24 protein-coding genes are annotated in these 23,152 nt (G+C 69.9%); 7 read left to right on the forward strand and 17 right to left on the reverse strand.

Annotated features, from left to right (window positions below):
• Positions 1–91 precede the first annotated feature (91 nt).
• Genes ACFYV5_RS08250 through ACFYV5_RS08265 form a run of 4 tightly spaced genes read left to right on the forward strand, consistent with a single transcriptional unit; the run spans position 92 to position 3,620 of the window.
• Positions 92–1,033 carry an EamA family transporter gene (locus tag ACFYV5_RS08250; RefSeq protein ID WP_355107902.1) on the forward strand — a complete coding sequence of 314 codons (942 nt, stop codon included), beginning with the start codon at positions 92–94 and terminating at the stop codon, positions 1,031–1,033.
• The gene (locus tag ACFYV5_RS08255) at positions 1,030–1,806 is read left to right on the forward strand and encodes a hypothetical protein (RefSeq protein ID WP_355107904.1); all 777 of its coding nucleotides are present in this window, start codon (positions 1,030–1,032) and stop codon (positions 1,804–1,806) included. Before ACFYV5_RS08250 ends, ACFYV5_RS08255 begins: the two co-directional genes overlap by 4 nt.
• Positions 1,807–1,833: 27 nt before the next feature.
• Entirely contained in the window at positions 1,834–2,988 is a 1,155-nt protein-coding gene (locus ACFYV5_RS08260) for a cysteine desulfurase family protein (protein WP_389165824.1), read from the forward strand.
• Between the two features lie 59 nt (positions 2,989–3,047).
• Entirely contained in the window at positions 3,048–3,620 is a 573-nt protein-coding gene (locus ACFYV5_RS08265) for a cob(I)yrinic acid a,c-diamide adenosyltransferase (RefSeq protein WP_355107908.1), read from the forward strand.
• On the opposite strand, the gene ACFYV5_RS08270 is transcribed toward ACFYV5_RS08265, so the two are convergent.
• Positions 3,617–4,264, reverse strand: coding sequence for a hypothetical protein (locus tag ACFYV5_RS08270; RefSeq protein WP_389165827.1), 648 nt, complete (start codon positions 4,262–4,264; stop codon positions 3,617–3,619). The two genes, ACFYV5_RS08265 and ACFYV5_RS08270, sit on opposite strands and share 4 nt — an antisense overlap.
• 152 nt (positions 4,265–4,416) lie before the next feature.
• Between ACFYV5_RS08270 and ACFYV5_RS08275 the strand changes: the two genes are divergently transcribed.
• From ACFYV5_RS08275 to ACFYV5_RS08285, 3 genes are all read left to right on the forward strand, one after another.
• Positions 4,417–5,631, forward strand: coding sequence for a sensor histidine kinase (locus ACFYV5_RS08275; protein WP_389165830.1), 1,215 nt, complete (start codon positions 4,417–4,419; stop codon positions 5,629–5,631).
• Positions 5,619–6,254, forward strand: a complete 636-nt coding sequence (locus ACFYV5_RS08280) for a response regulator (RefSeq protein ID WP_389165833.1) — start codon at positions 5,619–5,621, stop codon at positions 6,252–6,254. Before ACFYV5_RS08275 ends, ACFYV5_RS08280 begins: the two co-directional genes overlap by 13 nt.
• Positions 6,255–6,466: 212 nt before the next feature.
• Positions 6,467–8,230: a glycosyl hydrolase family 18 protein gene (locus tag ACFYV5_RS08285; protein ID WP_389166364.1), complete on the forward strand. Its 1,764-nt coding sequence runs from the start codon at positions 6,467–6,469 to the stop codon at positions 8,228–8,230.
• Positions 8,231–8,290: 60 nt separating this feature from the next.
• Here the strand turns inward: ACFYV5_RS08285 and ACFYV5_RS08290 are convergent, their stop codons facing one another.
• The 16 genes from ACFYV5_RS08290 to prfA all read right to left on the reverse strand — a co-directional run bounded on the left by ACFYV5_RS08290 (position 8,291) and on the right by prfA (position 23,074).
• Complete coding sequence (locus ACFYV5_RS08290) at positions 8,291–8,737, reverse strand: DUF2550 domain-containing protein (protein ID WP_389165836.1); 447 nt, start codon at positions 8,735–8,737, stop codon at positions 8,291–8,293.
• 145 nt (positions 8,738–8,882) lie between these two features.
• Positions 8,883–9,257: a F0F1 ATP synthase subunit epsilon gene (locus tag ACFYV5_RS08295; RefSeq protein ID WP_355107918.1), complete on the reverse strand. Its 375-nt coding sequence runs from the start codon at positions 9,255–9,257 to the stop codon at positions 8,883–8,885.
• 111 nt (positions 9,258–9,368) lie between these two features.
• Positions 9,369–10,811, reverse strand: a complete 1,443-nt coding sequence (gene atpD / locus ACFYV5_RS08300) for a F0F1 ATP synthase subunit beta (protein WP_355107920.1) — start codon at positions 10,809–10,811, stop codon at positions 9,369–9,371.
• Positions 10,811–11,728: a F0F1 ATP synthase subunit gamma gene (locus tag ACFYV5_RS08305; RefSeq protein ID WP_355107922.1), complete on the reverse strand. Its 918-nt coding sequence runs from the start codon at positions 11,726–11,728 to the stop codon at positions 10,811–10,813. Before ACFYV5_RS08305 ends, atpD begins: the two co-directional genes overlap by 1 nt.
• A 20-nt stretch (positions 11,729–11,748) precedes the next feature.
• Positions 11,749–13,347: a F0F1 ATP synthase subunit alpha gene (atpA, locus tag ACFYV5_RS08310; RefSeq protein ID WP_355107924.1), complete on the reverse strand. Its 1,599-nt coding sequence runs from the start codon at positions 13,345–13,347 to the stop codon at positions 11,749–11,751.
• A 133-nt stretch (positions 13,348–13,480) separates the two neighbouring features.
• Positions 13,481–14,296, reverse strand: coding sequence for a F0F1 ATP synthase subunit delta (locus ACFYV5_RS08315; protein WP_355107926.1), 816 nt, complete (start codon positions 14,294–14,296; stop codon positions 13,481–13,483).
• Entirely contained in the window at positions 14,293–14,835 is a 543-nt protein-coding gene (locus tag ACFYV5_RS08320) for a F0F1 ATP synthase subunit B (RefSeq protein WP_355107928.1), read from the reverse strand. Before ACFYV5_RS08320 ends, ACFYV5_RS08315 begins: the two co-directional genes overlap by 4 nt.
• A gap of 41 nt (positions 14,836–14,876) precedes the next feature.
• Positions 14,877–15,134 carry an ATP synthase F0 subunit C gene (atpE, locus tag ACFYV5_RS08325; RefSeq protein WP_158990502.1) on the reverse strand — a complete coding sequence of 86 codons (258 nt, stop codon included), beginning with the start codon at positions 15,132–15,134 and terminating at the stop codon, positions 14,877–14,879.
• A 94-nt stretch (positions 15,135–15,228) separates the two neighbouring features.
• Positions 15,229–16,038, reverse strand: a complete 810-nt coding sequence (atpB, locus tag ACFYV5_RS08330; protein WP_355107930.1) for a F0F1 ATP synthase subunit A — start codon at positions 16,036–16,038, stop codon at positions 15,229–15,231.
• Positions 16,039–16,263: 225 nt separating this feature from the next.
• Complete coding sequence (locus ACFYV5_RS08335; RefSeq protein WP_389165844.1) at positions 16,264–16,680, reverse strand: hypothetical protein; 417 nt, start codon at positions 16,678–16,680, stop codon at positions 16,264–16,266.
• Positions 16,681–16,944: 264 nt separating this feature from the next.
• Complete coding sequence (locus ACFYV5_RS08340) at positions 16,945–18,285, reverse strand: MraY family glycosyltransferase (protein ID WP_389165846.1); 1,341 nt, start codon at positions 18,283–18,285, stop codon at positions 16,945–16,947.
• 107 nt (positions 18,286–18,392) lie between these two features.
• Positions 18,393–19,640: a serine hydroxymethyltransferase gene (gene glyA / locus ACFYV5_RS08345; RefSeq protein ID WP_355107936.1), complete on the reverse strand. Its 1,248-nt coding sequence runs from the start codon at positions 19,638–19,640 to the stop codon at positions 18,393–18,395.
• 125 nt (positions 19,641–19,765) lie between these two features.
• Entirely contained in the window at positions 19,766–20,410 is a 645-nt protein-coding gene (locus tag ACFYV5_RS08350) for a protein-tyrosine-phosphatase (protein ID WP_355107938.1), read from the reverse strand.
• A complete protein-coding gene (locus ACFYV5_RS08355) occupies positions 20,407–21,054 on the reverse strand; it encodes an L-threonylcarbamoyladenylate synthase (protein ID WP_355107940.1) in 648 nt (215 codons plus the stop codon). Before ACFYV5_RS08355 ends, ACFYV5_RS08350 begins: the two co-directional genes overlap by 4 nt.
• Positions 21,055–21,098: 44 nt before the next feature.
• Positions 21,099–21,944 carry a peptide chain release factor N(5)-glutamine methyltransferase gene (gene prmC, locus ACFYV5_RS08360; RefSeq protein WP_355107942.1) on the reverse strand — a complete coding sequence of 282 codons (846 nt, stop codon included), beginning with the start codon at positions 21,942–21,944 and terminating at the stop codon, positions 21,099–21,101.
• Positions 21,945–21,997: 53 nt separating this feature from the next.
• Positions 21,998–23,074: a peptide chain release factor 1 gene (prfA, locus tag ACFYV5_RS08365; protein WP_355107944.1), complete on the reverse strand. Its 1,077-nt coding sequence runs from the start codon at positions 23,072–23,074 to the stop codon at positions 21,998–22,000.
• Positions 23,075–23,152: the final 78 nt, after the last annotated feature.

The following is a 23,152-nucleotide window of genomic DNA, read 5'->3' on the forward strand; positions in this document are numbered from 1 at the left end:
CGTCCCATTCCTCCCGTCGCCCTATACCCCTAGGGGGTATATAGTCGTCCTCGCTCGCCGACGACCCCACAGCCGGAGAGGAGGCGTCGTCATGCGTCCGTACGCCCTGGGAGCCGCACCCGCGCCCGTACTGCTGCTGACCGGCATGGTCAGCCTGCAGTTCGGGTCCGCCTTCGCGAAGCGGCTCTTCGAGCAGACCGGCCCGGCCGGGGCGACGCTGCTCCGCCTGCTGATCGCCGCCGCCCTCCTCTGTCTCCTCTCCCGACCCGCGCCCCGGCTCCTGCGCACCCACTGGCGGCTGCTGCTCCCGTACGGGGCCGTCTTCACCGTCATGCAGTTCTCCTTCTACGAGGCGACCTCCCGGCTCCCGCTGGGTGTCGTGGTGACCCTGGAGTTCAGCGGACCCCTGCTGCTCGCGGCGCTCACCTCGCGGCGCGCCCTCGACCGCTTCTGGGTGGCGCTCGCGGCCACCGGCCTGCTCGTCCTCGGCGGTACGCGGGGCATGGACGACCCGGTCGGCCTCGGGGCGAGCCTGCTCACCGGCGCCGCGCTCACCGGCTACATCGTGCTCGGCGCCCGCGTCGGCCGGGCCGTCCCCGGTGGCTCGGGACTGGCGCTCGGCATCACCCTCGCCGCCGTGCTCGCCCTGCCCACCGCCCCGGCCCTGGGGCTGCCCTCCCCCGGAGTCCTTCTCGAACCAGGGGTGCTCGGCGCCGCGCTCGCGGTGGCGGTGCTGACGACCGTGATCCCGTTCTCGCTGGAGTTCGCCGCACTGCGACGGATGCCGCCCCGGGTGTTCGCCGTGCTGTCCACGGTGGAGCCGGTCATCGCGGCGCTGGTGGGCCTGGCGCTGCTGGGCGAGCGACTCTCGCTCGCCCAGTGGTCGGCCGTGCTCTGCGTGGTGGGCGCGGCGGTCGGCACCGCCGCCCGGACCACCGACCTCGCCACCGGCACGACAGACGCGCCCGACACACCTGTCACACCCGCACCATCCGATCGATCCCCGACCCGGAAGAACGGAGTGCACACATGACCACCCTCGCCACCCCCCGGACCCGGACCGTCCCACCACGGGTCGAACCCCTCCTGGAGACCGTCTCCCCCACAGCCCGCTCCGCCGTCCTCGTCGCGGGCGGCTACTTCGAAACAGCCGCCGGCATCGGGGAGTTCTCGCTCAACTCCTTCGCCCTGGCACAGGAGACCGGCGCCGCCGCCCGCCGTCTGCACCGGGGCAACAAGGTGCTGTACGACGTCATCGTCAACGACCTCGGCATGTCCTGCTCCGGCGACGTCTGTACGGCGTCGGCGGCGGCGCGGTCCACCGCGGCCTCCGGCGAGACGGACTTCTCCCCGCTCGACGCCTCGGCCGCCGGCGCCGGTATCTCGTACACCGTCACCCGCGAGCGCACCCTGCGCAATCGCGCCGCGCGCCTGATGAAACGCCGACTGCGCGAGCCGGAGGCGCATCCGCTGTTCTCGAGGGAAGGGGACGAGATCCTCTTCCGCTCCCGTGGCTACGAGAAGGTCCTCGCCGGGGTCGTCAAGGACGACCATGTCGTACCGCGCTGTCCGCTGATCGTCGCCGAGTACTTCGCACGCTACTTCGCCCGGCTGCGGGCGTTCCCCGACTGCGCCCACCGCCATGTCGTCGACATCAACTCCCTCGCCGACCGGGACAAGGTGACCAAGGGCGCCGAGATCTATCTGCGGACGCAGGCCACGCCCGAGGAGGAGATCGTGCTGGTCTTCGCCGACGCCGCCTGCGCCGATCCGATCGCCATGTCCTACACCCCGTACGACTTCTGATCGTCCGTCACGCAAGGGAGAGCCGGCATGGCCACGATCTATCTCGACCACCAGGCGACCACCCCGGCGGACCCGGCGGTCGTCGAGGCGATGACCTTCGCCGCCACGCACCACTTCGCCAATCCGTCCAGCCCGCACGCGGCCGGCATCCGCGCGTTCCGCGAGGTCGAGCGGGCGCGCGGGGCGGTCGCCCGGCTCGTCGGGGCGGGGCGCAGCGAGATCTACTTCACCTCGGGCGCCACGGAGGGCAACAACCTCGCGATCAAGGGGGTCGTCCGTCCCGGCGAGCGCCGTCATGTGGTGACGACGGCGGTGGAGCACAAGTCCGTCCTGGACACCTGTCGGTCCCTCACCGCGGCGGGGCACGAGGTCACCGTGCTGCCGGTCGACACGGCGGGCAGGGTCACCGCGCGGCAGGTGGCGGCGGCGCTGCGGCCGGACACCGCGCTGGTCTCGGTGATGCTCGCGAACAACGAGGTCTCCACCGTCCAGCCGGTCGCGGAGATCGGCGCGGTGACCCGGGCGGCCGGGGTTCCGCTGCACTGCGACGCGACCCAGGGAGTCGGGTCCCTCCCGGTCGACGTCCGGGAGCTCGGAGTCGACCTGCTCACGTTCTCCGGGCACAAGATCTACGGCCCGAAGGGCATCGGCGTGCTGTACGTCTCCAACCGCCTCGCCGACCGCGCGCCGCTGCTGCCGCTGCTGCACGGCGGCGGCCAGGAGCGCGGGCTGCGCGCCGGGACGGTCAACACGGCCGCCGTCATCGGACTGGGCGCGGCCGTCGCCGTACTGGCCGAGCGGCGGGCGGAGGAGGCGGTACGGCTCGCCGGCCTGCGGGAGCTGTTCCTGTCGGAGCTCGCGGAGCGGGTCCCGTACACCCTGAACAGCGGTACGGGCCCGGGGTTCCTGCCGCACGCGGTGAACCTGTCCTTCGCGGGGGCCGACGCGCAGCAGCTGCTCCTGGAGGTCACGGACATCGCCGTGTCGACGGGGTCCGCCTGCAACAGCTCGGCCCAGGAGCCCTCCCACGTCCTGCGCGCGATCGGGCTGTCGCCGGAGCGGATCCGCGGCAGCATCCGGATCGGTTTCGGCCGGTTCACGACGGAGCAGGAGGCACGGCAGGCGGCGCGCAGTCTGGCGAAGGCGGTGGTGGGGGCTCCGACGGCGGCCCGGCCGGCCTGACCCCGTGACGGTCGGCACACGGACGGTCCGGAGGGCCCTGGGCTCACTACGCTGGGGTCATGGTCAATCTGACGCGCATCTACACCCGTACCGGCGACCAGGGCACCACCGCGCTGGGCGACATGAGCCGGACCGCCAAGACCGATCTGCGGATCTCGGCGTACGCCGACGCCAACGAGGCGAATGCCGTCATCGGCACGGCCATCGCCCTCGGGCAGCTCGACGAGGAGGTCGTGAAGGTCCTCGTCCGCGTGCAGAACGACCTGTTCGACGTGGGCGCGGACCTCTCCACTCCGGTGGTCGAGGACCCGCAGTACCCGCCGCTGCGGGTCGAGCAGTCCTACATCGACAAGCTGGAGGCGGACTGCGACCGCTTCCTGGAGGAGCTGGAGAAGCTGCGCTCCTTCATCCTCCCGGGCGGCACGCCCGGTGCGGCCCTGCTGCACCAGGCGTGCACGGTGGTCCGGCGCGCGGAGCGCTCCACCTGGGCGGCGCTGGAGGTCCACGGCGAGACGATGAACCCGCTCACCGCGACCTACCTCAACCGGCTGTCGGACCTGCTCTTCATCCTCGCGCGGGTGGCGAACAAGGAGGTCGGGGACGTGCTCTGGGTCCCGGGCGGGGACCGCTAGACACGGTCCCCGGACGAGCTCCGGACCCGGTCCCGGGCGGGGGGCGCCGACTCCGGCCGCCCCTCCGGCTCGCCGTCCGGGGTCTCCTTCGGCTCCTCCTTCGACGCCTCCTGCGGCGCCTTCTTCGGCCAGAGCGCGTACGACAGCGCGATCAGGCCGTGGATGCCGACCGCCCGCCACGCGACGAAGATCCATGCCTTCAGCGACTCGGCGTTCCCGTCCGGACCGACGTACCAGGCCGCGAGCAGCAGAAGCCCCGACGCGACGGCCCCCGCCGTCACCGAGCCCAGCCACACCCTGCCCTCGTGGCGGGCGCGCGCCATGCCGTACCGCGGCGGCCCGACGGGCGGCGGGGCGCCGCCGAAGCGGTGGGCGGCGTGGCCGTCGAGCCACTTCACGGTGCGGTGGCCGTGGCCGACGGTGTAGCCGATGTAGACCGCGGCGAGGCCGTGCTTCCAGCTCGGCTCGGCCCCGTTCTTGAGGTCGATCGCGGTGACGACGAGCAGCACGACCTCCAGGAGCGGCTCGCACAGCAGCAGGGCCAGGCCCGCCCGGGGCATCTTCAGCAGATAGCGGGTGGCGAGTCCGGCGGCCAGCAGGACCCAGAAGCCGACCTCACAGATCGCGATGAGTGCGACGATCACGGCGGTACTCCTCTCGGTTCCCTCTCAGCGTCCCGCCCCGGCCGGGGCTTCTCGTCGTCGCCAGTGACGACGTACGCCTACATCGTTCGATGGAGGGACGGATCGGCCCGGACGGCGAGGTCCGGGCCGTGGGTAGCGTGTTGGATGGGGACGTGACACTCCCCCGACCGCACCGCCACGACCTGCTGATCGCCGCCGGCGGTCTCGCCATCGGGCTGCTGATGTGGTCCTTCGGTCTGCACACCCAGAACGACGCACTGGTCACGGCGCGCTGGGCGACGCTGGTCCCGCTCGCCGTCATGGCCGCGATGGAGTCCCTGCGCCGTTCCCTGCCGCAGACCGCCCTGGCCGTCGGCACGCTCGCCCTCGTCGCGGACCAGTTCACCCACGGCAGCCTCGTGACCGCGCTGATGTTCACGGACGTGGTCTACGCGGCCGTGGTCTACGGCTCACCCGCGGCCGCCCGGCGCATCCCGTACACGACCGGTCTGATCACGATCGGCGTGACGATCGGCTTCCTCGTCTGGTGGCAGAACGCGATCGCCCTGCTGGTCGGCCTGGTCACGGGCATGGTGTCGTTCCTCCCGGCCGTCACCGGCGCGGTCGTGCGCAACCACCGCCAGGCGGCCGACGCCGCGCGGCTGCGGGCGGAGCAGACCGCGCTGCTCGCCGAGATGGACCGGACCCAGGCGGTCGTGGCCGAGCGCGCCCGGATGGCCCGGGAGCTGCACGACATGGTCGCCAACCATCTCTCCGCCATCGCGATCCACTCCACCGCCGCGCTGTCGATCGACGATCCGGGGACGACCCGGCAGGCGCTCACCGTCATCCGGGAGAACAGCGTCGAGGGACTCGCCGAGATGCGGCGGCTGATCGGGCTGCTGCGGGACAGCAGCGGTGACACCGAACCAGCGGCCGCGCCCACCCTGGACGGCCTGGAGGCGCTGCTGGCTCAGGCCCGGACGAACGGCGCGTCGAGCGGGCTCGACCTCGTCCTCGACGACACCCGGGAGGCGAACGGCGGGCGGCTGCCGGCGCCGGTCGAGCTCGCCGCGTACCGGATCGTGCAGGAGTCGCTGACCAACGCCCTCAAGCACGCGGCCCCCGGCGAGGTGCGGGTGGAGCTCGGCCGCCGCCCGGACGGCGCGCTCACGGTCGGGGTGACGAGTCCCTTCGGCGGGCAGCCGGGGCCGCGCGCACCCGGCTCGGGGGCGGGTCTGGTCGGGATGCGCGAGCGGGTGGCGCTCCTGGACGGGGAGTTCGAGGCCGGTCCCCTGCCGGCCGACGACGGGGGCAAGGTGTGGCACGTACGGGCGGTCCTGCCCGTCGGGACGAGTGACAAGGAGCCACAGGCATGGTTCGGGTGATCGTGGCCGAGGATCAGAGCGCGGTACGGGCGGGGCTGGTCCTGATCCTGGGCAGCGCCCCCGACATCGAGGTGGTCGGAGAGGCCGCCGACGGCGAGCGTGCGGTGGAGCTGGCCCGCGAACTGCGCCCGGACCTCGTCCTGATGGATGTGCAGATGCCCCGGATGGACGGGGTGACGGCGACCCGTCTTGTGGTCTCCGAGGGCCTGGCCGATGTGCTCGTCCTGACGACCTTCGATCTGGACGAGTACGTCTTCGGGGCGCTGCGGGCCGGGGCGGCGGGGTTCCTGCTGAAGAACACCGACGCGAAGGACCTGATCGAGGCGGTACGGACGGTGGCGCGCGGCGAGGGTCTGATCGCCCCGGCGGTGACCCGGCGGCTGATCGCCGAGTTCTCGGCGTCGAGGAGCGCCCCCAAGGACCCCTCTGTACTGGACGCCCTGACACCACGGGAACGGGAGGTGCTCTCCGCGCTGGGCGCGGGGCTGTCGAACGCCGAGATCGCGATACGTCTGGACATGGCCGAGGCGACCGTGAAGACCCACGTCAGCAAGGTGCTGGGGAAGCTGAAGCTGCGCAGTCGGGTCCAAGCAGCCGTCCTGGCCCAGGAGTTGGGCGTCTGACGCGCCCGCGGTCGACGTTGGTCTGGACCTCTTGACGATTGGTCCAGACCTTCCTACGCTCGCGGGGCGCGCGCATGTTCACGGACCACCCCCACCTTTGTCCGTCCGCAACGTGAGGAGCACCGTTGAGCTCTCAAGCACCGACGCGCAGAACAGGGTTCAGACACCGGGCCGCCGCCGGTCTCACCGCCCTGATCCTGCCCCTGGCCGCCATGGTCGGCCTCGCAGCACCCGCCGAAGCCGCCACGGCGGCCACCGCCGCGTACACCAAGGTCACCGACTGGGGCTCCGGCTTCGAGGGCAAGTGGACGGTGAAGAACACCGGCACCACCACGCTCTCCTCCTGGACCGTCGAGTGGGACTTCCCCTCCGGAACCGCCGTCACCTCGGCCTGGGACGCCACCGTCACCAGCTCCGGCACCCACTGGACCGCCAAGAACGTCGGCTGGAACGGCACCCTCGCCCCCGGCGCCACCGTCTCCTTCGGCTTCAACGGCACCGGCACCGGCGCGCCGAGCGGCTGCAAGGTCAACGGCGGCTCCTGCGACGGGTCCACCCAGCCCGGCGACAACGCCCCCTCCGCCCCCGGCACCCCCGTCGCCTCCGGCATCACCGACACCTCGGTCAAGCTGACCTGGACCGCCGCCACCGACGACAAGGGCATCAAGAACTACGACGTCAAGCGGGACGGCACCACGATCGCCACGGTCACCGGACTGACGTACACCAACACCGGGCTGACCGCCGGCACCGACTACAGCTACACGATCGTCGCCCGCGACACCGCCGACCAGACCGGCCCGGCGAGCGGCGCCGCGAGCGTCCGCACCACCGGCGGAGGCGGCGGCAACCCGAACCCCGGGTCCACGGTCAAGATGGGGTACTTCACCAACTGGGGTGTCTACGGCCGCAACTACCACGTCAAGAACATCGTGACGTCCGGCTCCGCGTCCAAGATCACCCACATCAACTACGCCTTCGGCAACGTGACCGGCGGCAAATGCACCATCGGCGACGCCTACGCCGACTACGACAAGGCGTACACCGCCGACCAGTCCGTCGACGGCGTCGCCGACACCTGGGATCAGCCGCTGCGCGGCAACTTCAACCAGCTGCGCAAGCTGAAGAAGGCGTACCCGAACATCAAGGTGCTGTGGTCCTTCGGCGGCTGGACCTGGTCCGGCGGTTTCGGCCAGGCCGTCCAGAACCCGACCGCCTTCGCCCAGTCCTGCTACGACCTGGTCGAGGACCCGCGCTGGGCCGATGTCTTCGACGGCATCGACCTGGACTGGGAGTACCCGAACGCCTGCGGTCTGTCCTGCGACACCAGCGGACCGGCGGCCTTCAAGAACATGATGCAGGCCATGCGCGCCAAGTTCGGCGCGAACAACCTGGTCACCGCGGCCGTCACGGCCGACGCCTCCGCCGGCGGCAAGATCGACGCCGCCGACTACGCGGGCGCCGCGCCGTACATGAACTGGTTCAACGTGATGACGTACGACTTCTTCGGCGCCTGGGCGGCGAAGGGCCCGACGGCCCCGCACTCCCCGCTGACCTCGTACGCCGGCATCCCGCAGGCCGGCTTCAACTCGGCCGAGGCCATCGCCAAGTTCAAGGCCAAGGGCGTCCCGGCGAACAAGCTGCTGCTGGGCATCGGCTTCTACGGCCGCGGCTGGACCGGCGTCACCCAGTCCGCCCCCGGCGGCACGGCGACGGGCCCGGCGGCCGGCACGTACGAGCAGGGCATCGAGGACTACAAGGTCCTGAAGAACACCTGTCCGGCCAACGGCACGGTCGCCGGTACGGCGTACGCGCACTGCGGCACGAACTGGTGGAGCTACGACACCCCGGCCACCGTCACGTCCAAGATGGCCTGGGCCAAGAACCAGGGCCTGGGCGGAGCCTTCTTCTGGGAGTTCAGCGGTGACACCACGGGCGGCGAGCTCGTCGGCGCCATCAACAACGGGCTGAACTAGCCCCCCGAAACGGAGGCGGGGACGGCGCAGCACGCCGTCCCCGCCTTCGTACGTTCCGTATCAGGCCACATTGACCCTCTGGCCCGGAGGCGCCGCCTCCAGCCAGGCGAGGAAGCCGGTGAGCGCGTCCTCGCTCATCGCCAGCTCCACGCGGGTCCCGCGGTGCATACAGCCCTGGATCACGGCGTCGGAGAGCAGCGCCAGCTCCTCCTCGCCCTCGGGCAGCCGGCGGTCCAGGACCTCGATGGCCGAGCGCTCCAGAACGCGGCGCGGGCGCGGCGCGTAGGAGAAGACACGGAACCAGGAGACCTGGTCACCGCTGTAGCGGGCGACGCCGTACACCCAGCCCTTGCCGGAGAGGTCCGGCTTCTCGGGAACGTTCCAGCGCAGGGAGCAGTCGAAGGTGCCGCCGGCACGCTGGATCAGCCTGCGGCGCAAGCCGAAGACGAAGAGCCCGATCACCACCAGTGCGACGACCAGGCCGCTCAGGAGCAGAGCGAGGAACATCTTCACCGACCTCCTCGCTGCGTCCCGTGACCGGCATGGCCGGCGTAACCGAATACAACCTGCATCTGCATCGCCTCAGCCGCGACACGGTCTGGATGATTCCAGCCCGTGCCGCGGCTGAGGGCACAACTCTCGGCGCGGTCCGCTAGCGGACCGCTACCGCACGCAACCGGACATCGGCGCGACGCTCGGCGGCGGCGTCCGACTCCGACTTGGCGCGCTCCAGCGCACGCTCGGCGCGCTGGGCGTCGATCTCGTCCGCCAGCTCGGCGATCTCCGCGAGCAGAGACAGCTTGTCGTCGGCGAACGAGATGAATCCACCGTGCACAGCGGCGACGACGGTCTCGCCCTCGCTGGTACGGATGGTCACCGGGCCCGACTCCAGCACACCGAGCAGCGGCTGGTGGCCGGGCATGACGCCGATGTCGCCGGAGGTGGTACGTGCGATGACCAGGGTGGCCTCGCCGGACCAGACACTCCGGTCCGCGGCGACCAGCTCGACGTGCAGCTCAGCAGCCAAGGGTGGCTCCTCGGGTCACCACCCGGCGGTCGTGCCGGGTGTTGGGGTCAATTCTAATGGGCGTGACGAGGGGGGCGGGACAGGCCCGCCCCCCTCACGAGAGCACGGGGCTCAGGAGACGCCAAGCTCCTTGGCGTTCTTCTTGAGGTCCTCGACGCCACCGCACATGAAGAAGGCCTGCTCGGGGAAGTGGTCGTACTCACCGTCGCAGATCGCGTTGAACGCGGCGATCGACTCGTCGAGCGGAACGTCCGAACCGTCCACACCGGTGAACTGCTTCGCCGCGTGGGTGTTCTGGGACAGGAAGCGCTCGACACGGCGGGCGCGGTGGACAACGAGCTTGTCCTCCTCGCTCAGCTCGTCGATACCGAGGATCGCGATGATGTCCTGGAGGTCCTTGTACTTCTGCAGGATTCCCTTGACGCGCATGGCGGCGTCGTAGTGGTCCTGCGCGATGTAGCGCGGGTCCAGGATCCGGGACGTGGAGTCCAGCGGGTCCACGGCCGGGTAGATGCCCTTCTCGGAGATCGGACGGGAGAGAACCGTCGTCGCGTCGAGGTGGGCGAAGGTGGTGGCCGGGGCCGGGTCGGTCAGGTCGTCCGCGGGGACGTAGATCGCCTGCATCGAGGTGATCGAGTGACCACGGGTCGAGGTGATGCGCTCCTGGAGGAGACCCATCTCGTCGGCCAGGTTCGGCTGGTAACCCACCGCGGAGGGCATACGGCCGAGCAGGGTCGAGACCTCGGAGCCGGCCTGCGTGAAGCGGAAGATGTTGTCGATGAAGAACAGCACGTCCTGCTTCTGCACATCGCGGAAGTACTCCGCCATGGTCAGACCCGCGAGGGCCACGCGCAGACGGGTGCCCGGGGGCTCGTCCATCTGGCCGAAGACCAGCGCGGTCTTGTCCAGAACGCCGGCCTCCTCCATCTCCACCATGAGGTCGTTGCCCTCACGGGTGCGCTCGCCGACGCCCGCGAAGACCGACACACCGTCGTGCAGCTTGGCCACACGGACGATCATTTCCTGGATCAGAACGGTCTTGCCGACACCGGCACCACCGAACAGACCGATCTTTCCACCCTTGACGTACGGGGTGAGAAGGTCGACGACCTTCAGGCCGGTCTCGAACATCTCGGTCTTGGACTCGAGCTGGTCGAAGGCCGGGGCCTTGCGGTGGATCGTCCAGCGCGGGGCGTCCGCGACGGTGGAGGCGTCGTCGTTCAGCACCTGACCCAGCGTGTTGAACACACGGCCCTTGGTGACATCGCCGACCGGCACGGTGATGCCGGCGCCGGTGTCGGTCACCGGGGCCTGGCGGACCAGGCCGTCGGTGGGCTGCATCGAGATGGTGCGGACGATGCCGTCACCGAGGTGCTGGGCGACCTCGAGGGTCAGCGTCTTCTTCGCGCCCTCCTCGGCCGGGTCCGGAACCTCGACGTGCAGCGCGTTGTAGATCTCCGGCATCGCGTCGACGGGGAACTCCACGTCGACGACCGGGCCGATGACCCGGGCGACGCGGCCCGTGGCGGCGGCCGTCTCAACAGTGGTCGTCATTACTTGTCACTCCCCGCGGTCGCGTCGGCCAGGGCTGCGGTGCCACCGACGATCTCGCTGATTTCCTGGGTGATTTCGGCCTGGCGGGCCGCGTTGGCAAGTCGGGAGAGGTTGTTGATCAAGTCTCCCGCGTTGTCGGTCGCCGACTTCATCGCACGACGCGTGGCGGCGTGCTTGGAGGCAGCCGACTGGAGCAGCGCGTTGTAGATCCGGCTCTCGACGTACCGCGGCAGCAGGGCGTCGAGGACGTCCTCCGCCGACGGCTCGAAGTCGTACAGCGGACGGAGCGTGTCCTGCTCGCCCGCCTCCTTCGCCACCTCGTCGAGGCTGAGGGGCAGCAGCCGGGCCTCGACCGCCGTCTGCGTCATCATCGAGACGAACTCGGTGTAGACGATGTGGAGCTCGTCCACTCCGCCCTCGGCCGTGTCCTTCTCGATCGCCTCGATCAGCGGAGCCGCGATCCTCTTGGCGTCCGCGTACTCCGGCTGATCCGTGAAGCCGGTCCACGAGTCGGCCAGCTTGCGCTCACGGAAGTTGTAGTGCGCGATGCCACGGCGGCCGACGACATAGACGTCGACCTCGCGTCCCTCGCTCTCCAGCTTCCTCGTCAGCTGCTCCGCCGCCTTGATGGCGTTGGAGTTGAAGGCGCCGGCCAGACCGCGGTCGCTCGAGAGGAGCAGGACCGCGGCACGGGTCGGGTTCTCCGCCTCGGTGGTCAGCGGGTGCTTGTCGTTCGCGCCCGTGGCCACCGCGGTGACCGCGCGGGTCAGCTCGATCGCGTACGGAGTCGACGCCCGCACCTTGCGCTGCGCCTTGACGACGCGCGAGGCGGCGATCATCTCCATCGCCTTGGTGATCTTCTTCGTCGCGGTGACGGATTTGATGCGACGCTTGTAGACCCGGAGCTGCGCTCCCATGAGTCAGGTCCCTTCCGTCGTCACTTCGAGACGTTGACGGCAGCGGAAGCGTCGTCGCCCAGCAGCTTCCCGTCAGACGTCTCGAACTGCTTCTTGAACTCCGCGATCGCGTCGGCGACGGACTGCAGGGTGTCGTCAGACATCTTGCCGCCCTCACGGATGGAGCTCATGAGACCCGAGTGGTTCTGGCGCAGGTACGCCAGCATCTCGGCCTCGAAGCGGCGGATGTCGTTGACCGGGACGTCGTCCATCTTGCCGGTGGTGCCGGCCCAGACGGAGACGACCTGGTTCTCGGTGGGCATCGGCTGGTACTGAGCCTGCTTGAGCAGCTCGACCATGCGCTGACCGCGCTCCAGCTGCGCCTTCGAGGCCGCGTCCAGGTCGGAACCGAAGGCGGCGAACGCCTCCAGCTCACGGAACTGGGCGAGGTCGACACGGAGGCGACCGGAGATCTGCTTCATCGCCTTGTGCTGGGCGGAGCCACCGACACGCGAGACCGAGATACCGACGTTCAGGGCCGGACGCTGGCCGGCGTTGAACAGGTCGGACTCCAGGAAGCACTGGCCGTCGGTGATGGAGATGACGTTGGTCGGGATGAACGCCGAGACGTCGTTGGCCTTGGTCTCGACGATCGGCAGACCGGTCATCGAACCCGCGCCCAGCTCGTCCGAGAGCTTCGCGCAGCGCTCGAGCAGACGGGAGTGCAGGTAGAAGACGTCACCCGGGTAGGCCTCACGGCCCGGCGGGCGGCGCAGCAGCAGCGACACGGCGCGGTAGGCGTCGGCCTGCTTCGACAGGTCGTCGAAGACGATCAGGACGTGCTTGCCCTGGTACATCCAGTGCTGGCCGATGGCGGAGCCGGTGTACGGCGCCAGGTACTTGAAGCCGGCCGGGTCGGACGCCGGGGCGGCGACGATCGTCGTGTACTCGAGCGCGCCGGCCTCCTCCAGGGCGCCGCGCACGGACGCGATGGTGGAGCCCTTCTGGCCGATGGCGACGTAGATGCAGCGGACCTGCTTGTTCACGTCGCCCGAGCGCCAGTTGTCACGCTGGTTGATGATCGTGTCGACACACAGCGCGGTCTTGCCGGTCTGACGGTCACCGATGATCAGCTGACGCTGACCACGGCCGACCGGCGTCATGGCGTCGACGGCCTTGTAGCCGGTCTCCATCGGCTCGTGGACCGACTTACGGGCCATGACGCCCGGGGCCTGCAGCTCGAGGGCGCGGCGGCCCTCGGTCGCGATCTCGCCGAGGCCGTCGATCGGGTTGCCGAGCGGGTCGACGACGCGACCCAGGTATCCCTCGCCGACACCGACGGAGAGGACCTCACCGGTGCGCTGCACCGGCTGCCCCTCCTCGATACCGCTGAACTCGCCGAGGACGATCGCACCGATCTCGCGCTCCTCGAGGTTGAGGGCGAGACCGAGGGTGCCGTCCTCGAACTTCAGCAGCTCGTTCGCCATGGCCGAGGGCAGACCCTCGATCTTGGCAATGCCGTCGCCGGCCAGGCTGACCGTTCCGACCTCCTCGCGCGAGGCCGCGTCCGGCTGGTACGACTGGACGAAGTTCTCCAGCGCGTCCCGGATCTCCTCCGGCCGGATCGTGAGCTCCGCCATCTGGGTTCCCTGCTCTCCTTGTTGGGCCCGAAGTTTTCTTGGGGGTCTGGGGGCCGACCCCCAGGAATCTTCTGCGATGTGCACGGCCCAACCGGGCCGCTGGTCATGCTTGTTCAGTTGGTGGCCGCAGCCGTCAGCCGGCCAGGCGCCGGGACGCCTCGTCGAGGCGCTCGGCGATGGTCCCGTTGATGACCTCGTCGCCGACCTGCACCGAGATCCCGCCGAGGACCGCCGGGTCCACGTCCAGGTTCAGGTGCATCTGGCGGCCGTACAGCTTGGCCAGGACGGCACCGAGGCGCTGCTTCTGCTGATCGGTCAGCGGCACCGCCGTGGTCACGACGGCGACCATCCGGTCCCGGCGTGCCGCGGCGAGCTTGGAGAGGGACTCGAGTCCCGCTTCCAGGCTACGTCCACGGGGCTGGGTCACGAGACGGACGACCAGACGCTCGGTGACCGCGTTGGCCTTGCCACCGAGCAGGCTGCGCAGCAGCTCGCTCTTGGCGGGGGCCGTGGCGGCCTTGTCCGTCAGCGCCGAGCGCAGCTCGGTGCTGGAGGTGACGATCCGGCCGAACCGGAACAGCTCGTCCTCGACGTCGTCCAGCGCGCCGGCCTGCTGCGCCGCGGTGAGGTCGGCGGTGTTCGCCAGCTCCTCGACCGAGTCGACCAGGTCACGCGACTGCGACCAGCGGGAACGCACCATGCCGGACACCAGGTCGACGGTCGCCCCGCCCACCTGACCGCCGAGCAGTCGCCCGGCGAGCTCGGCCTTGGCCTCGCCCGCCTGCGCCGGGTCGGTCAGGACCCGACGCAGCGACACCTCGCGGTCGAGCAGCGTGGTGACTGCGGCCAGCTCGCCGGCGAGCTTCGCGGCGTCGACCGAGGTGTTGTCGGTCAGCGCGTCGAGGGACTCACGTGCGGCGGCCAGTGCCTCGCGGCTCGCTCCGTTCATCGGACGGCCTCGGCCTTCTCCTCGAGCTCGTCGAGGAAGCGGTCGATCGTACGGCTCTGGCGGGCGTGGTCCTCGAGGGACTCGCCGACCAGCTTGCCGGCCAGGTCGGTGGCGAGCTTGCCCACGTCCTGGCGCAGCGAGGTGGCCGCGGCCTTGCGGTCGGCCTCGATCTGCGTGTGGCCGGCCGCGATGATCTCCTCGCGCTGGCGCTGGCCCTCCGCCTTCATCTCCTGGATGATCGCGGTGCCCTGCTCCGTCGCCTCCTGGCGAAGACGCGCGGCCTCATGGCGGGCTTCGGCGAGCTGGGCCTTGTACTGCTCCAGCACGCTCTGGGCCTCGATCTGGGCCGACTCGGCCTTCTCGATGCCACCCTCGATGGCCTCGCGGCGCTGCTCCAGAACCTTGTTGATGTTCGGGAGGAGCTTCTTGGCGAGGAAGCCGAAGACGATGACGAAGGCGATCAGGCCGATGACGAGCTCGTCAAGATGCGGGATCAGAGGAGGCTGGGGCTCCTCCGCCGCAAGAAGCAGAGCGTTCACATCAGTGCCTTCCGTAAAAAGGTGTGGGCTGTCGGTCCGATTTACTGGTAGACGAAGCCCATGACGATGCCGATGAGGGCGAGCGCCTCACAGAAGGCGAAGCCCATGATCTGGTTGGTGCGGATCAGACCGGCGGCCTCGGGCTGGCGGGCGAGAGCCTGCGTGCCGTTACCGAAGATGATGCCGACGCCGACGCCGGGGCCGATCGCGGCGAGGCCGTAGCCGATCGAGGCGACGTTGCCGACGACGTTCTCCTTGGCGGAGGCCGCGAGGTTGACCATGTCGAGAGCAGCGGACATGCCGTTACTTCCTTCTCTTTCAATGACCCGGTGGGGGTTGGCCACCGGACGACTGTTGGATTGGGGGTGTAGCTCTATCCCGGGCGGGAGTGGCTCAGTGGTGCTCGGCGAGCGCGCCCTGGACGTAGCTGCAGGCCAGGAGGACGAAGACGTACGCCTGGACGGCCTGGATGAAGAGCTCGAAGGCCGTCATCACGAGGACCATCACGAACGAGGCGCCGGCGTAGACGAAGCCCAGGCCGTTCATGAGGTACCAGGTGGCCAGCGAGAACATCACGATCAGCAGGTGACCGGCGAACATGTTCGCGAACAGTCGGACCGCGTGCGTGAAGGGCCGGATGATCAGGTTCGAGAAGAACTCGAGGACGACGACCATCGGGAGGATCGCGCCGAGCGACTTGTCGTAGCCGACGATGTTCTTCCATCCGCCGACGAAGCCGTGCTTCTTGAAGGTCAGCGAGATCCACATGACGTACACGATCAGCGCGAGACCGGCCGGGAAGGCGATCAGCGAGGTGACCGGGAACTGGGCGAGCGGAATGATCGACCAGAGGTTCATGATCCAGACGAAGAAGAACAGCGACACCATGAAGGGGACGTACTTCTCGCCGTCCTTCTTGCCGATGATCTCGTAGACGATGCCGCGGCGGACGAAGTCGTAACCGGCCTCGCCGACCATCTGCATCTTGCCGGGGATCAGCTTGGGCTTGTTGAAGGCGGCCCAGAAGAACCCGACGACCACGATGGAGCCGAGCAGGGCGAGCAGCATCGGCTTGGTGATGTCGATGCCCCCCACCGTCGCGACGGGCTCGTACATGAACGTGTGCAGGCCCGGCGCCGGGAAGCCGCATCCACTGAAGATGTGGCAATCCGGGTCGAAGGCAAGCGTCTGGTCAGCACTCACCGCGGGCTCCTTCAGCGTGGCGCATAGGTACGGCAACCTCGTTGTGTCGGCGCGGCACGCAGCCGCGGGTCGGCACTGGACTGGTCTTACGGATAAGGGGGCGGCGGTTCGGCATCGTGCCTCGCGCTGGGACAGGCGTCAGCTCGGATGCCCGCGCCCGCAGTGCCGCAGTTGGCACCGGACGATAGCAGGAAGCCGAAAGCGCCTTTATCCCGGCCCTACCCCTCACTTCGACGACCCCGTGTTCTTGGGGTCGTCCACGTACATGATCTTGGCCTTCATGTACGCGCGTGCCTGCGCGGCGATCCACACGATGGTCGCGGCGAGCACGGTGAAGGCGAAGGCCTTGAAGTCGAAGAAGGTGGTCTTCTTGAACAGGACGATCAAGAGGAAGAGAAGCAGCAGCTGGGTCGTGTAGAGCAGCAGCCCCATGGCCTGGAACAGGTGCGGGTACGACCGCGCGGTCCGCTGCAGCACCACGAGCCCGATCCCCATGAACGCGAGGACGACGGCGCAGCCGATGACGGCGCCGAGCGCGCCCTTGCCGCCGGCGACCACGCCGCTGATGGCCGCGGCGATGGCGCCGGTGGCAGCAGCGGGAATGGCAGCTGACAGAAGGATGCGTGCGTCGTTGGACGGCATGGCGGTGTCTCCGCTGTTGCTGGTGGGGGCGATGGTGTCGTCAGGGACGAGCGTAAGCCCGGTCCGAGGTGTGTCTCGGGGCCAACAGACCGTCGCACTACGGTCTTTCGGCTCTGTCGCCGGGTCTCGTGAACGGTATCACAAACTATTTGAGTAGTTCTTTACCCGGGGGGTGTGCGGACTGTCACACATGAGAGTTACTACGCGCGTGTGTGCGCGACGCGCGGTGGTCTTGTCTGGTATTGGCCACCGATACGGCTTTCGTCAACTCGGCGTTCCGGCCTTCCGCCGGTCGGTGAAGCGCGAACGGTGACCGATGGCGGTGGACCCGTTGACCCCGGCCGGGACCGGGACGCGCTCCGCCGGCGGCTCCTCCACGGACGCGGAGACCGGCGAGGTGAGTCCCGCGGACTCCGGGGAAAGCCCCGCCACGGCCCTCCGACGGCGGTAGCGCGGCGGCAAGAAGGACTCCGCCCACCGCGGGGCCCGCGGGGAGAAGCGCGGCAGCAGGAGCAGCACCAGACCGATCGCGCTGAGGAACACCACCCCGAGCACGATCCACATGGACGTCGAGTGCACCGAGTACGAGAGCGTCCCGAAGGCGAACAGCGCCGACCAGAAGTACATGATCAGGACGGCCCGGCTGTGCGAGTGCCCGATCTCCAGGAGCCGGTGGTGCAGATGGCCGCGGTCGGCGGCGAACGGCGACTGGCCGTTCCAGGTACGGCGCACGATCGCCAGGACCAGGTCCGCCATCGGGATCGCGATGATCGTCAGCGGCAGGACGAGCGGGATGAAGACCGGCAGGGCGGCGTGGGTGGCCTCCCGGGTCGAGCCCTCGAAGAGCCTCAGCACGTCCGGGTCCACCTGGCCGGTGATCGAGATCGCCGAGGCGGCCAGGATCAGGCCGATCAGCATCGAGCCGGAGTCGCCCATGAAGATCCGGGCCGGATGCATGTTGTGCGGCAGGAAGCCCAGGCACATGCCCATGAGGATCGCGGCGAAGAGCGTCGCGGGGGCGGCGGCCTCGATCGTGTAGCCGTACCAGAGGCGGTAGGCGTACAGGAAGAAGGCCGCGGCGGCGATGCAGACCATGCCGGCGGCCAGTCCGTCGAGACCGTCCACGAAGTTCACCGCGTTGATGGTGAGGACCACCAGGGCGACCGTGAGGAGCGTGCCCTGGCCACGGGTGAGGGCGACCGTGCCGACGCCGGGGATCGGCAGCCACAGGATCGTCAGACCCTGGATCACCATCACGCCGGCGGAGATCATCTGCGCGCCCAGCTTGATCAGGGCGTCCAGCTCGAACTTGTCGTCGAGGACGCCGATCAGCCAGATCAGCGCGGCCCCGGACAGCAGCGCGCGTGGCTCGTTGGAGAGCTCGAAGACGCTGTTGAGGTTCTGGAGGTGGTCGGCGACCAGCAGACCGGCGCACAGCCCGAAGAACATGGCGATGCCACCGAGCCGCGGAGTCGGTTCTCGGTGTACGTCGCGGGCACGGATCTCCGGCATCGCCCCGGTCGCGATGGCGAACTTCCGCACCGGACCGGTCAGCAGATAGGTCACCGCGGCCGTGACACAGAGCGTCAGCAGGTAATCACGCACGGGCTGCCCCACAGGAATCGCTGGCCATCTCAGCCCCACACCCTAGCCGTGCTGTCCATGTGCTTGAGGACATACGGTCCGCCGGGATGGTTGCGCTCCGCTCTCCATCACCGGGCATACGGGGGAAATCGCCCGGCCAGTTCCCGTACTTCGGCGCGTACCCGCGCCGTCTCCTCGGGGTCGTCCCGTAGCGCGATCGTGAACAACTCGGCGATCCGGGCCATCTCCGGGGCGCCCATCCCCTGGGTGGTGACGGCGGCCGTGCCGAGGCGGATGCCGCGCCCGTCCCCGTGCGGGAGCGCGCAGGTGTCGAGGACCAGGCCGGCCGCGGCGAGGCGCGTCCGGGCGGCGCGGCCGTCGACGCCGAGCGGGGCCGGGTCGGCGGTGATGAGGTGGGTGTCGGTGCCGCCGGTGGTGACGGCGAAGCCCTCCGCGGAGAGGGCCTCGGCGAGGACACGGGCGTGCGCGACCACCTGATGGGCGTACACGGCGAAGGCGGGGGTCGACGCCTCGCCGAAGGCGACGGCCTTGGCGGCGATGGTGTGCATCTGGGCGCCGCCCTGGGTGAACGGGAAGACGGCCCGGTCGACGCGGCCGGCGAGCTCGGCGCCGCAGAGGATCATCCCGCCGCGCGGACCGCGGAGCACCTTGTGGGTGGTGGCGCACACCACATCGGCGTACGGGACGGGGCTGGGGGCCGCTCCCCCGGCGACGAGGCCCATGGGGTGGGCGACGTCGGCGATGAGATAGGCGCCCGTCTCGTCGGCGATCTCGCGGAAGAGCGCGTAGTCGAGGTGGCGGGGGTAGGAGATGGAGCCGCAGACGATCGCCTTGGGGCGGTGGTGGCGGGCGAGCGCGGCGACCTGCTCGTGGTCGACGAGCCCGGTCTCGGCGTCGACGCCGTACGGCACGAAGTCGAACCAGCGCCCGGAGAAGTTGGCGGGCGAGCCGTGGGTGAGATGGCCGCCGTGTTCCAGGCCCATGGCGAGGACGGTGTCTCCTGGCCGCAGGAGGGCCGCGTAGGCGGCGAGGACGGCGGAGGAGCCGGAGTGTGCCTGCACGTTGGCGTGTTCGGCGCCGAAGAGGGCGGTGGCCCGGTCCACGGCGATCCGCTCGGCGGCGTCGGCGAACTCGCAGCCGCCGTGGTGCCGGGCGCCGGGATAGCCCTCGGCGTACTTGTTGGCGAGCGGGGAGCCGAGCGCGGCGAGGACGGCGGGCGAGGTGAAGTTCTCGGCGGCGATCAGCTGAAGGCTGTCGGACTGCCGGCGCACCTCCCCGAGCAGCACGTCGGCGATCTCCGGGTCCTGCCGGCGCAGGACGTCGAGATCCTCATCGGGGGGAGCGGTGACCGGCATCTGTGGCTCCAGGCGTGGGCTGGGCTTCAGCTCCAATGTAGGCGCGTCGGCACGGCTTTGCCCGCTGTTCACCCGCCCTCTGGGCCGTCTGGCCCTACCAACCCCCCTGTCCCCCGCCGCACACCTCAACGGCGCGCGGGCACCCCCGTCAGCGCCGTCACGACAGGATCCAGCGCCGTGTTGATCTCCTCGCCGATCGAGCGGAAGAACGTGATCGGCGCGCCGTACGGATCGTTCACCTCGTCGGCCTCCACCGTCGGCGCCAGAAGCCACCCGCGTAGAGCCGCGGCCGCGCGGACCAGCGCACGCGCGCGTTCCACCATGCCGTCGCCCAAGGGGTCCGGCAGCGTAGCGGGATCTATGGCGCGGACGAGTCGGGTGAACTCCTTCAGGGTGAAGGTGCGCAGACCCGCCGAGTGGCCCATCGAGATGACCTGCGCCCGGTGGTCCCGGGTCGCCGTCAGGACGAGGTCCGCGCGGATGACGTGCTCGTCGAGGAGCTCACGGCCCACGAAGCCGCTGTAGTCCGCGCCGAAGTCGGCGAGGACCAGCTCCGCGTTGGCCTCCATCGGGGCGCCCTCGTGACCCCAGGTGCCCGCGCTCTCCACGATCAGGCCGCCGCCCCGGGGGTCGCCCAGGCGGTCGCTCAGGGCATGGCGGGTCAGCCGCTCGGTGATCGGCGAGCGGCAGACGTTGCCGGTGCTGACGTGGAGAATGCGGAAGGAACTGCTTTCGTGCCCCGCTATGCCACGCCCCTCAGGGGCGGTCAATTGGCCACCTCGAGGTCGGGTACGACCTTCCGGAGCTCCTCCGGGGAGAGCGCGCCCGCGCGCAGCAGGACCGGCACCTTTCCCGTGACGTCCACGATCGACGACGGGACGATCCCGGGGGTCGGGCCGCCGTCGAGGTACACCGAGACGGAGTCGCCCAGCATGCCCTGCGCCGCGTCGCAGTCCTCCGGCGACGGGTGGCCCGTGAGGTTCGCGGAGGACACGGCCATCGGGCCGACCTCGGTGAGCAGCTCGATCGCGACCGGGTGCAGCGGCATCCGGATCGCCACCGTGCCCCGGGTGTCCCCCAGGTCCCACTGCAGCGACGGCTGGTGCTTGGCGACCAGCGTCAGCGCGCCCGGCCAGAAGGCGTCGACGAGCTCCCACGCCTGCTCGGAGAAGTCCGTGACGAGCCCGTGCAGCGTGTTCGGGGAGCCGATCAGGACGGGCGTGGGCATGTTGCGGCCCCGGCCCTTGGCGGCCAGCAGGTCCGCGACCGCCTCCGAGCTGAACGCGTCCGCGCCGATCCCGTACACGGTGTCGGTGGGCAGCACGACCAGCTCGCCACGACGAACGGCGGACGCGGCCTCGCGCAGACCGGTCACACGGTCCGTCGCCTCGTTGCAGTCGTATCGCCGAGCCATTTAGCGGTCCTCCTGGTACGGGTCGTGCGGGGTCATGGCCTTGCTCATGGCATCGCCTTGCGGGCGGTCGCGAAGCGGGGGCGGTTGTTCAGGTCCGGGTGGTCGGCGGCGTCGGCCCAGCCGGCCTCCTCGTTGAAGATCCACGGCACCTGGCCGCCCTGGGTGTCCGCGTGTTCGATCACGACGAGACCCCCCGGGCGCAGCAGCCGGTGCGCGGTGCGCTCGATCCCCCGGATGGTGTCGAGGCCGTCCTCGCCGGAGAACAGCGCCATCTCCGGGTCGTGGTCCCGTGCCTCGGGCGCGACGTACTCCCACTCGGTCAGCGGGATGTACGGCGGGTTGGAGATGACCAGGTCGACCTGGCCGTCGAGCTCGGGCAGCGCGGTCAGCGCGTCGCCCTGGTGGACCGTGACGCGCGAGCCCTCGGCGTTCTTACGGGTCCACACCAGCGCGTCGTCGGAGAGCTCCACGGCGTGCACGCGCGAGCGCGGCACCTCCTGCGCCATGGCGAGCGCGATCGCGCCCGAGCCGGTGCACAGGTCGACGATCAGCGGCTCGACCACGTCCATGGCCCGTACGGCGTCTATGGCCCAGCCGACGACCGACTCGGTCTCCGGGCGGGGCACGAAGACGCCCGGCCCGACCTGGAGCTCCAGGTAGCGGAAGAACGCGCGCCCGGTGATGTGCTGGAGCGGTTCGCGTGCCTCCCGGCGGGCGACCGTCTCCCAGTAGCGGGCGTCGAAGTCAGTGTCCTTGACGTTGTGCAGCTCCCCCCGCTTGACGCCGTGCACGAACGCGGCGAGCTCCTCCGCGTCGAAACGCGGTGAGGGAACGCCGGCGTCGGCCAGCCGCTGGGTGGCCTGGGCCACCTCGGCAAGCAGCAGGTTCACGCTGGTCCTCCGTGGTACGGGGCGTACGGGGTGGGGCTTACGGAACTCGGAACCTACGCGGCGGCGAGTTTCGCAGCGGAGTCGGCGTCGACGCAGGCCTGGATCATCGCGTCCAGGTCGCCGTCGAGCACCTGGTCCAAGTTGTACGCCTTGAAGCCGACCCGGTGGTCCGAGATCCGGTTTTCCGGGTAGTTGTACGTCCGGATCTTCTCGGACCGGTCGACGGTACGCACCTGGCTGCGGCGGGCGTCGGCGGCCTTGGACTCGGCCTCCTCCTGGGCGGCGGCGAGCAGCCGGGACCGGAGGATGCGCATGGCCTGCTCCTTGTTCTGGAGCTGGCTCTTCTCGTTCTGGCAGGACGCGACGATGCCGGTCGGCAGGTGCGTGATGCGGACCGCGGAGTCGGTCGTGTTGACGGACTGGCCGCCGGGACCGGAGGAGCGGTACACGTCGATGCGCAGGTCGTTCTGGTGGATCTCGACGTCGATCTCCTCGGCCTCGGGGGTCACGAGGACGCCCGCCGCGGAGGTGTGGATCCGGCCGGCCGACTCGGTGGCGGGCACGCGCTGCACGCGGTGCACCCCGCCCTCGTACTTCAGCCGCGCCCAGACGCCCTGGCCGGGCTCGGTCGCGCCGTTGCCGCCCTTGGTCTTCACCGCGACCTGGACGTCCTTGTAGCCGCCGAGCTCGGACTCGGTGGAGTCGATGATCTCGGTCTTCCAGCCGACGCGCTCGGCGTAGCGCAGATACATCCGCAGCAGATCGCCGGCGAACAGGGCGGACTCGTCGCCGCCCGCGCCGGCCTTGATCTCGAGGATGACGTCCTTGTCGTCGCTGGGGTCGCGCGGGACGAGCAGCAGCCGCAGCTTGTCGGTCAGCTCCTCGCGCTGCTTCTCCAGCTCCTTCACCTCGGCGACGAAGTCGGGGTCGTCGGCGGCGAACTCCTTGGCCGTCTCGATGTCGTCCGCCGTCTGCTTCCACGCCTTGTACGTGCCGATGATCGGGGTCAACTCCGCGTAACGCTTGTTGAGCTTGCGCGCGTTCGCCTGGTCGGAGTGGACCGAAGGGTCGGCGAGCTTCTTCTCGAGGTCGGCGTGCTCGCCGACCAGTTCCTCGACCGCTTCGAACATCGGGTGCTCCTGGTGAATTCGTGAAGGGCTGCTGCGTGAAGACCTGCGGGGACGGCAAAGCGCCGGTCCGGTACCCCC

The sequence above is a fragment of the Streptomyces sp. NPDC003035 genome (assembly GCF_042888285.1).
Taxonomy (GTDB): Bacteria; Actinomycetota; Actinomycetes; order Streptomycetales; family Streptomycetaceae; genus Streptomyces.

Bases quoted from the DNA above. Each gene is read 5' to 3' on its own strand.
- ACFYV5_RS08335 (WP_389165844.1), bottom strand. From the start codon at position 16,680: ATGCCGTCCAACGACGCACGCATCCTTCTGTCAGCTGCCATTCCCGCT.
- atpA (WP_355107924.1), bottom strand. From the start codon at position 13,347: ATGGCGGAGCTCACGATCCGGCCGGAGGAGATCCGGGACGCGCTGGAG.
- ACFYV5_RS08315 (WP_355107926.1), bottom strand. From the start codon at position 14,296: ATGAACGGAGCGAGCCGCGAGGCACTGGCCGCCGCACGTGAGTCCCTC.
- ACFYV5_RS08285 (WP_389166364.1), top strand. From the start codon at position 6,467: ATGGTCGGCCTCGCAGCACCCGCCGAAGCCGCCACGGCGGCCACCGCC.
- ACFYV5_RS08290 (WP_389165836.1), bottom strand. From the start codon at position 8,737: ATGTTCCTCGCTCTGCTCCTGAGCGGCCTGGTCGTCGCACTGGTGGTG.
- ACFYV5_RS08305 (WP_355107922.1), bottom strand. From the start codon at position 11,728: ATGGGAGCGCAGCTCCGGGTCTACAAGCGTCGCATCAAATCCGTCACC.
- atpD (WP_355107920.1), bottom strand. From the start codon at position 10,811: ATGACGACCACTGTTGAGACGGCCGCCGCCACGGGCCGCGTCGCCCGG.
- ACFYV5_RS08260 (WP_389165824.1), top strand. From the start codon at position 1,834: ATGGCCACGATCTATCTCGACCACCAGGCGACCACCCCGGCGGACCCG.
- glyA (WP_355107936.1), bottom strand. From the start codon at position 19,640: ATGCCGGTCACCGCTCCCCCCGATGAGGATCTCGACGTCCTGCGCCGG.
- ACFYV5_RS08255 (WP_355107904.1), top strand. From the start codon at position 1,030: ATGACCACCCTCGCCACCCCCCGGACCCGGACCGTCCCACCACGGGTC.
- prfA (WP_355107944.1), bottom strand. From the start codon at position 23,074: ATGTTCGAAGCGGTCGAGGAACTGGTCGGCGAGCACGCCGACCTCGAG.
- ACFYV5_RS08265 (WP_355107908.1), top strand. From the start codon at position 3,048: ATGGTCAATCTGACGCGCATCTACACCCGTACCGGCGACCAGGGCACC.
- atpE (WP_158990502.1), bottom strand. From the start codon at position 15,134: ATGTCCGCTGCTCTCGACATGGTCAACCTCGCGGCCTCCGCCAAGGAG.
- ACFYV5_RS08280 (WP_389165833.1), top strand. From the start codon at position 5,619: ATGGTTCGGGTGATCGTGGCCGAGGATCAGAGCGCGGTACGGGCGGGG.
- ACFYV5_RS08355 (WP_355107940.1), bottom strand. From the start codon at position 21,054: ATGGCTCGGCGATACGACTGCAACGAGGCGACGGACCGTGTGACCGGT.
- ACFYV5_RS08250 (WP_355107902.1), top strand. From the start codon at position 92: ATGCGTCCGTACGCCCTGGGAGCCGCACCCGCGCCCGTACTGCTGCTG.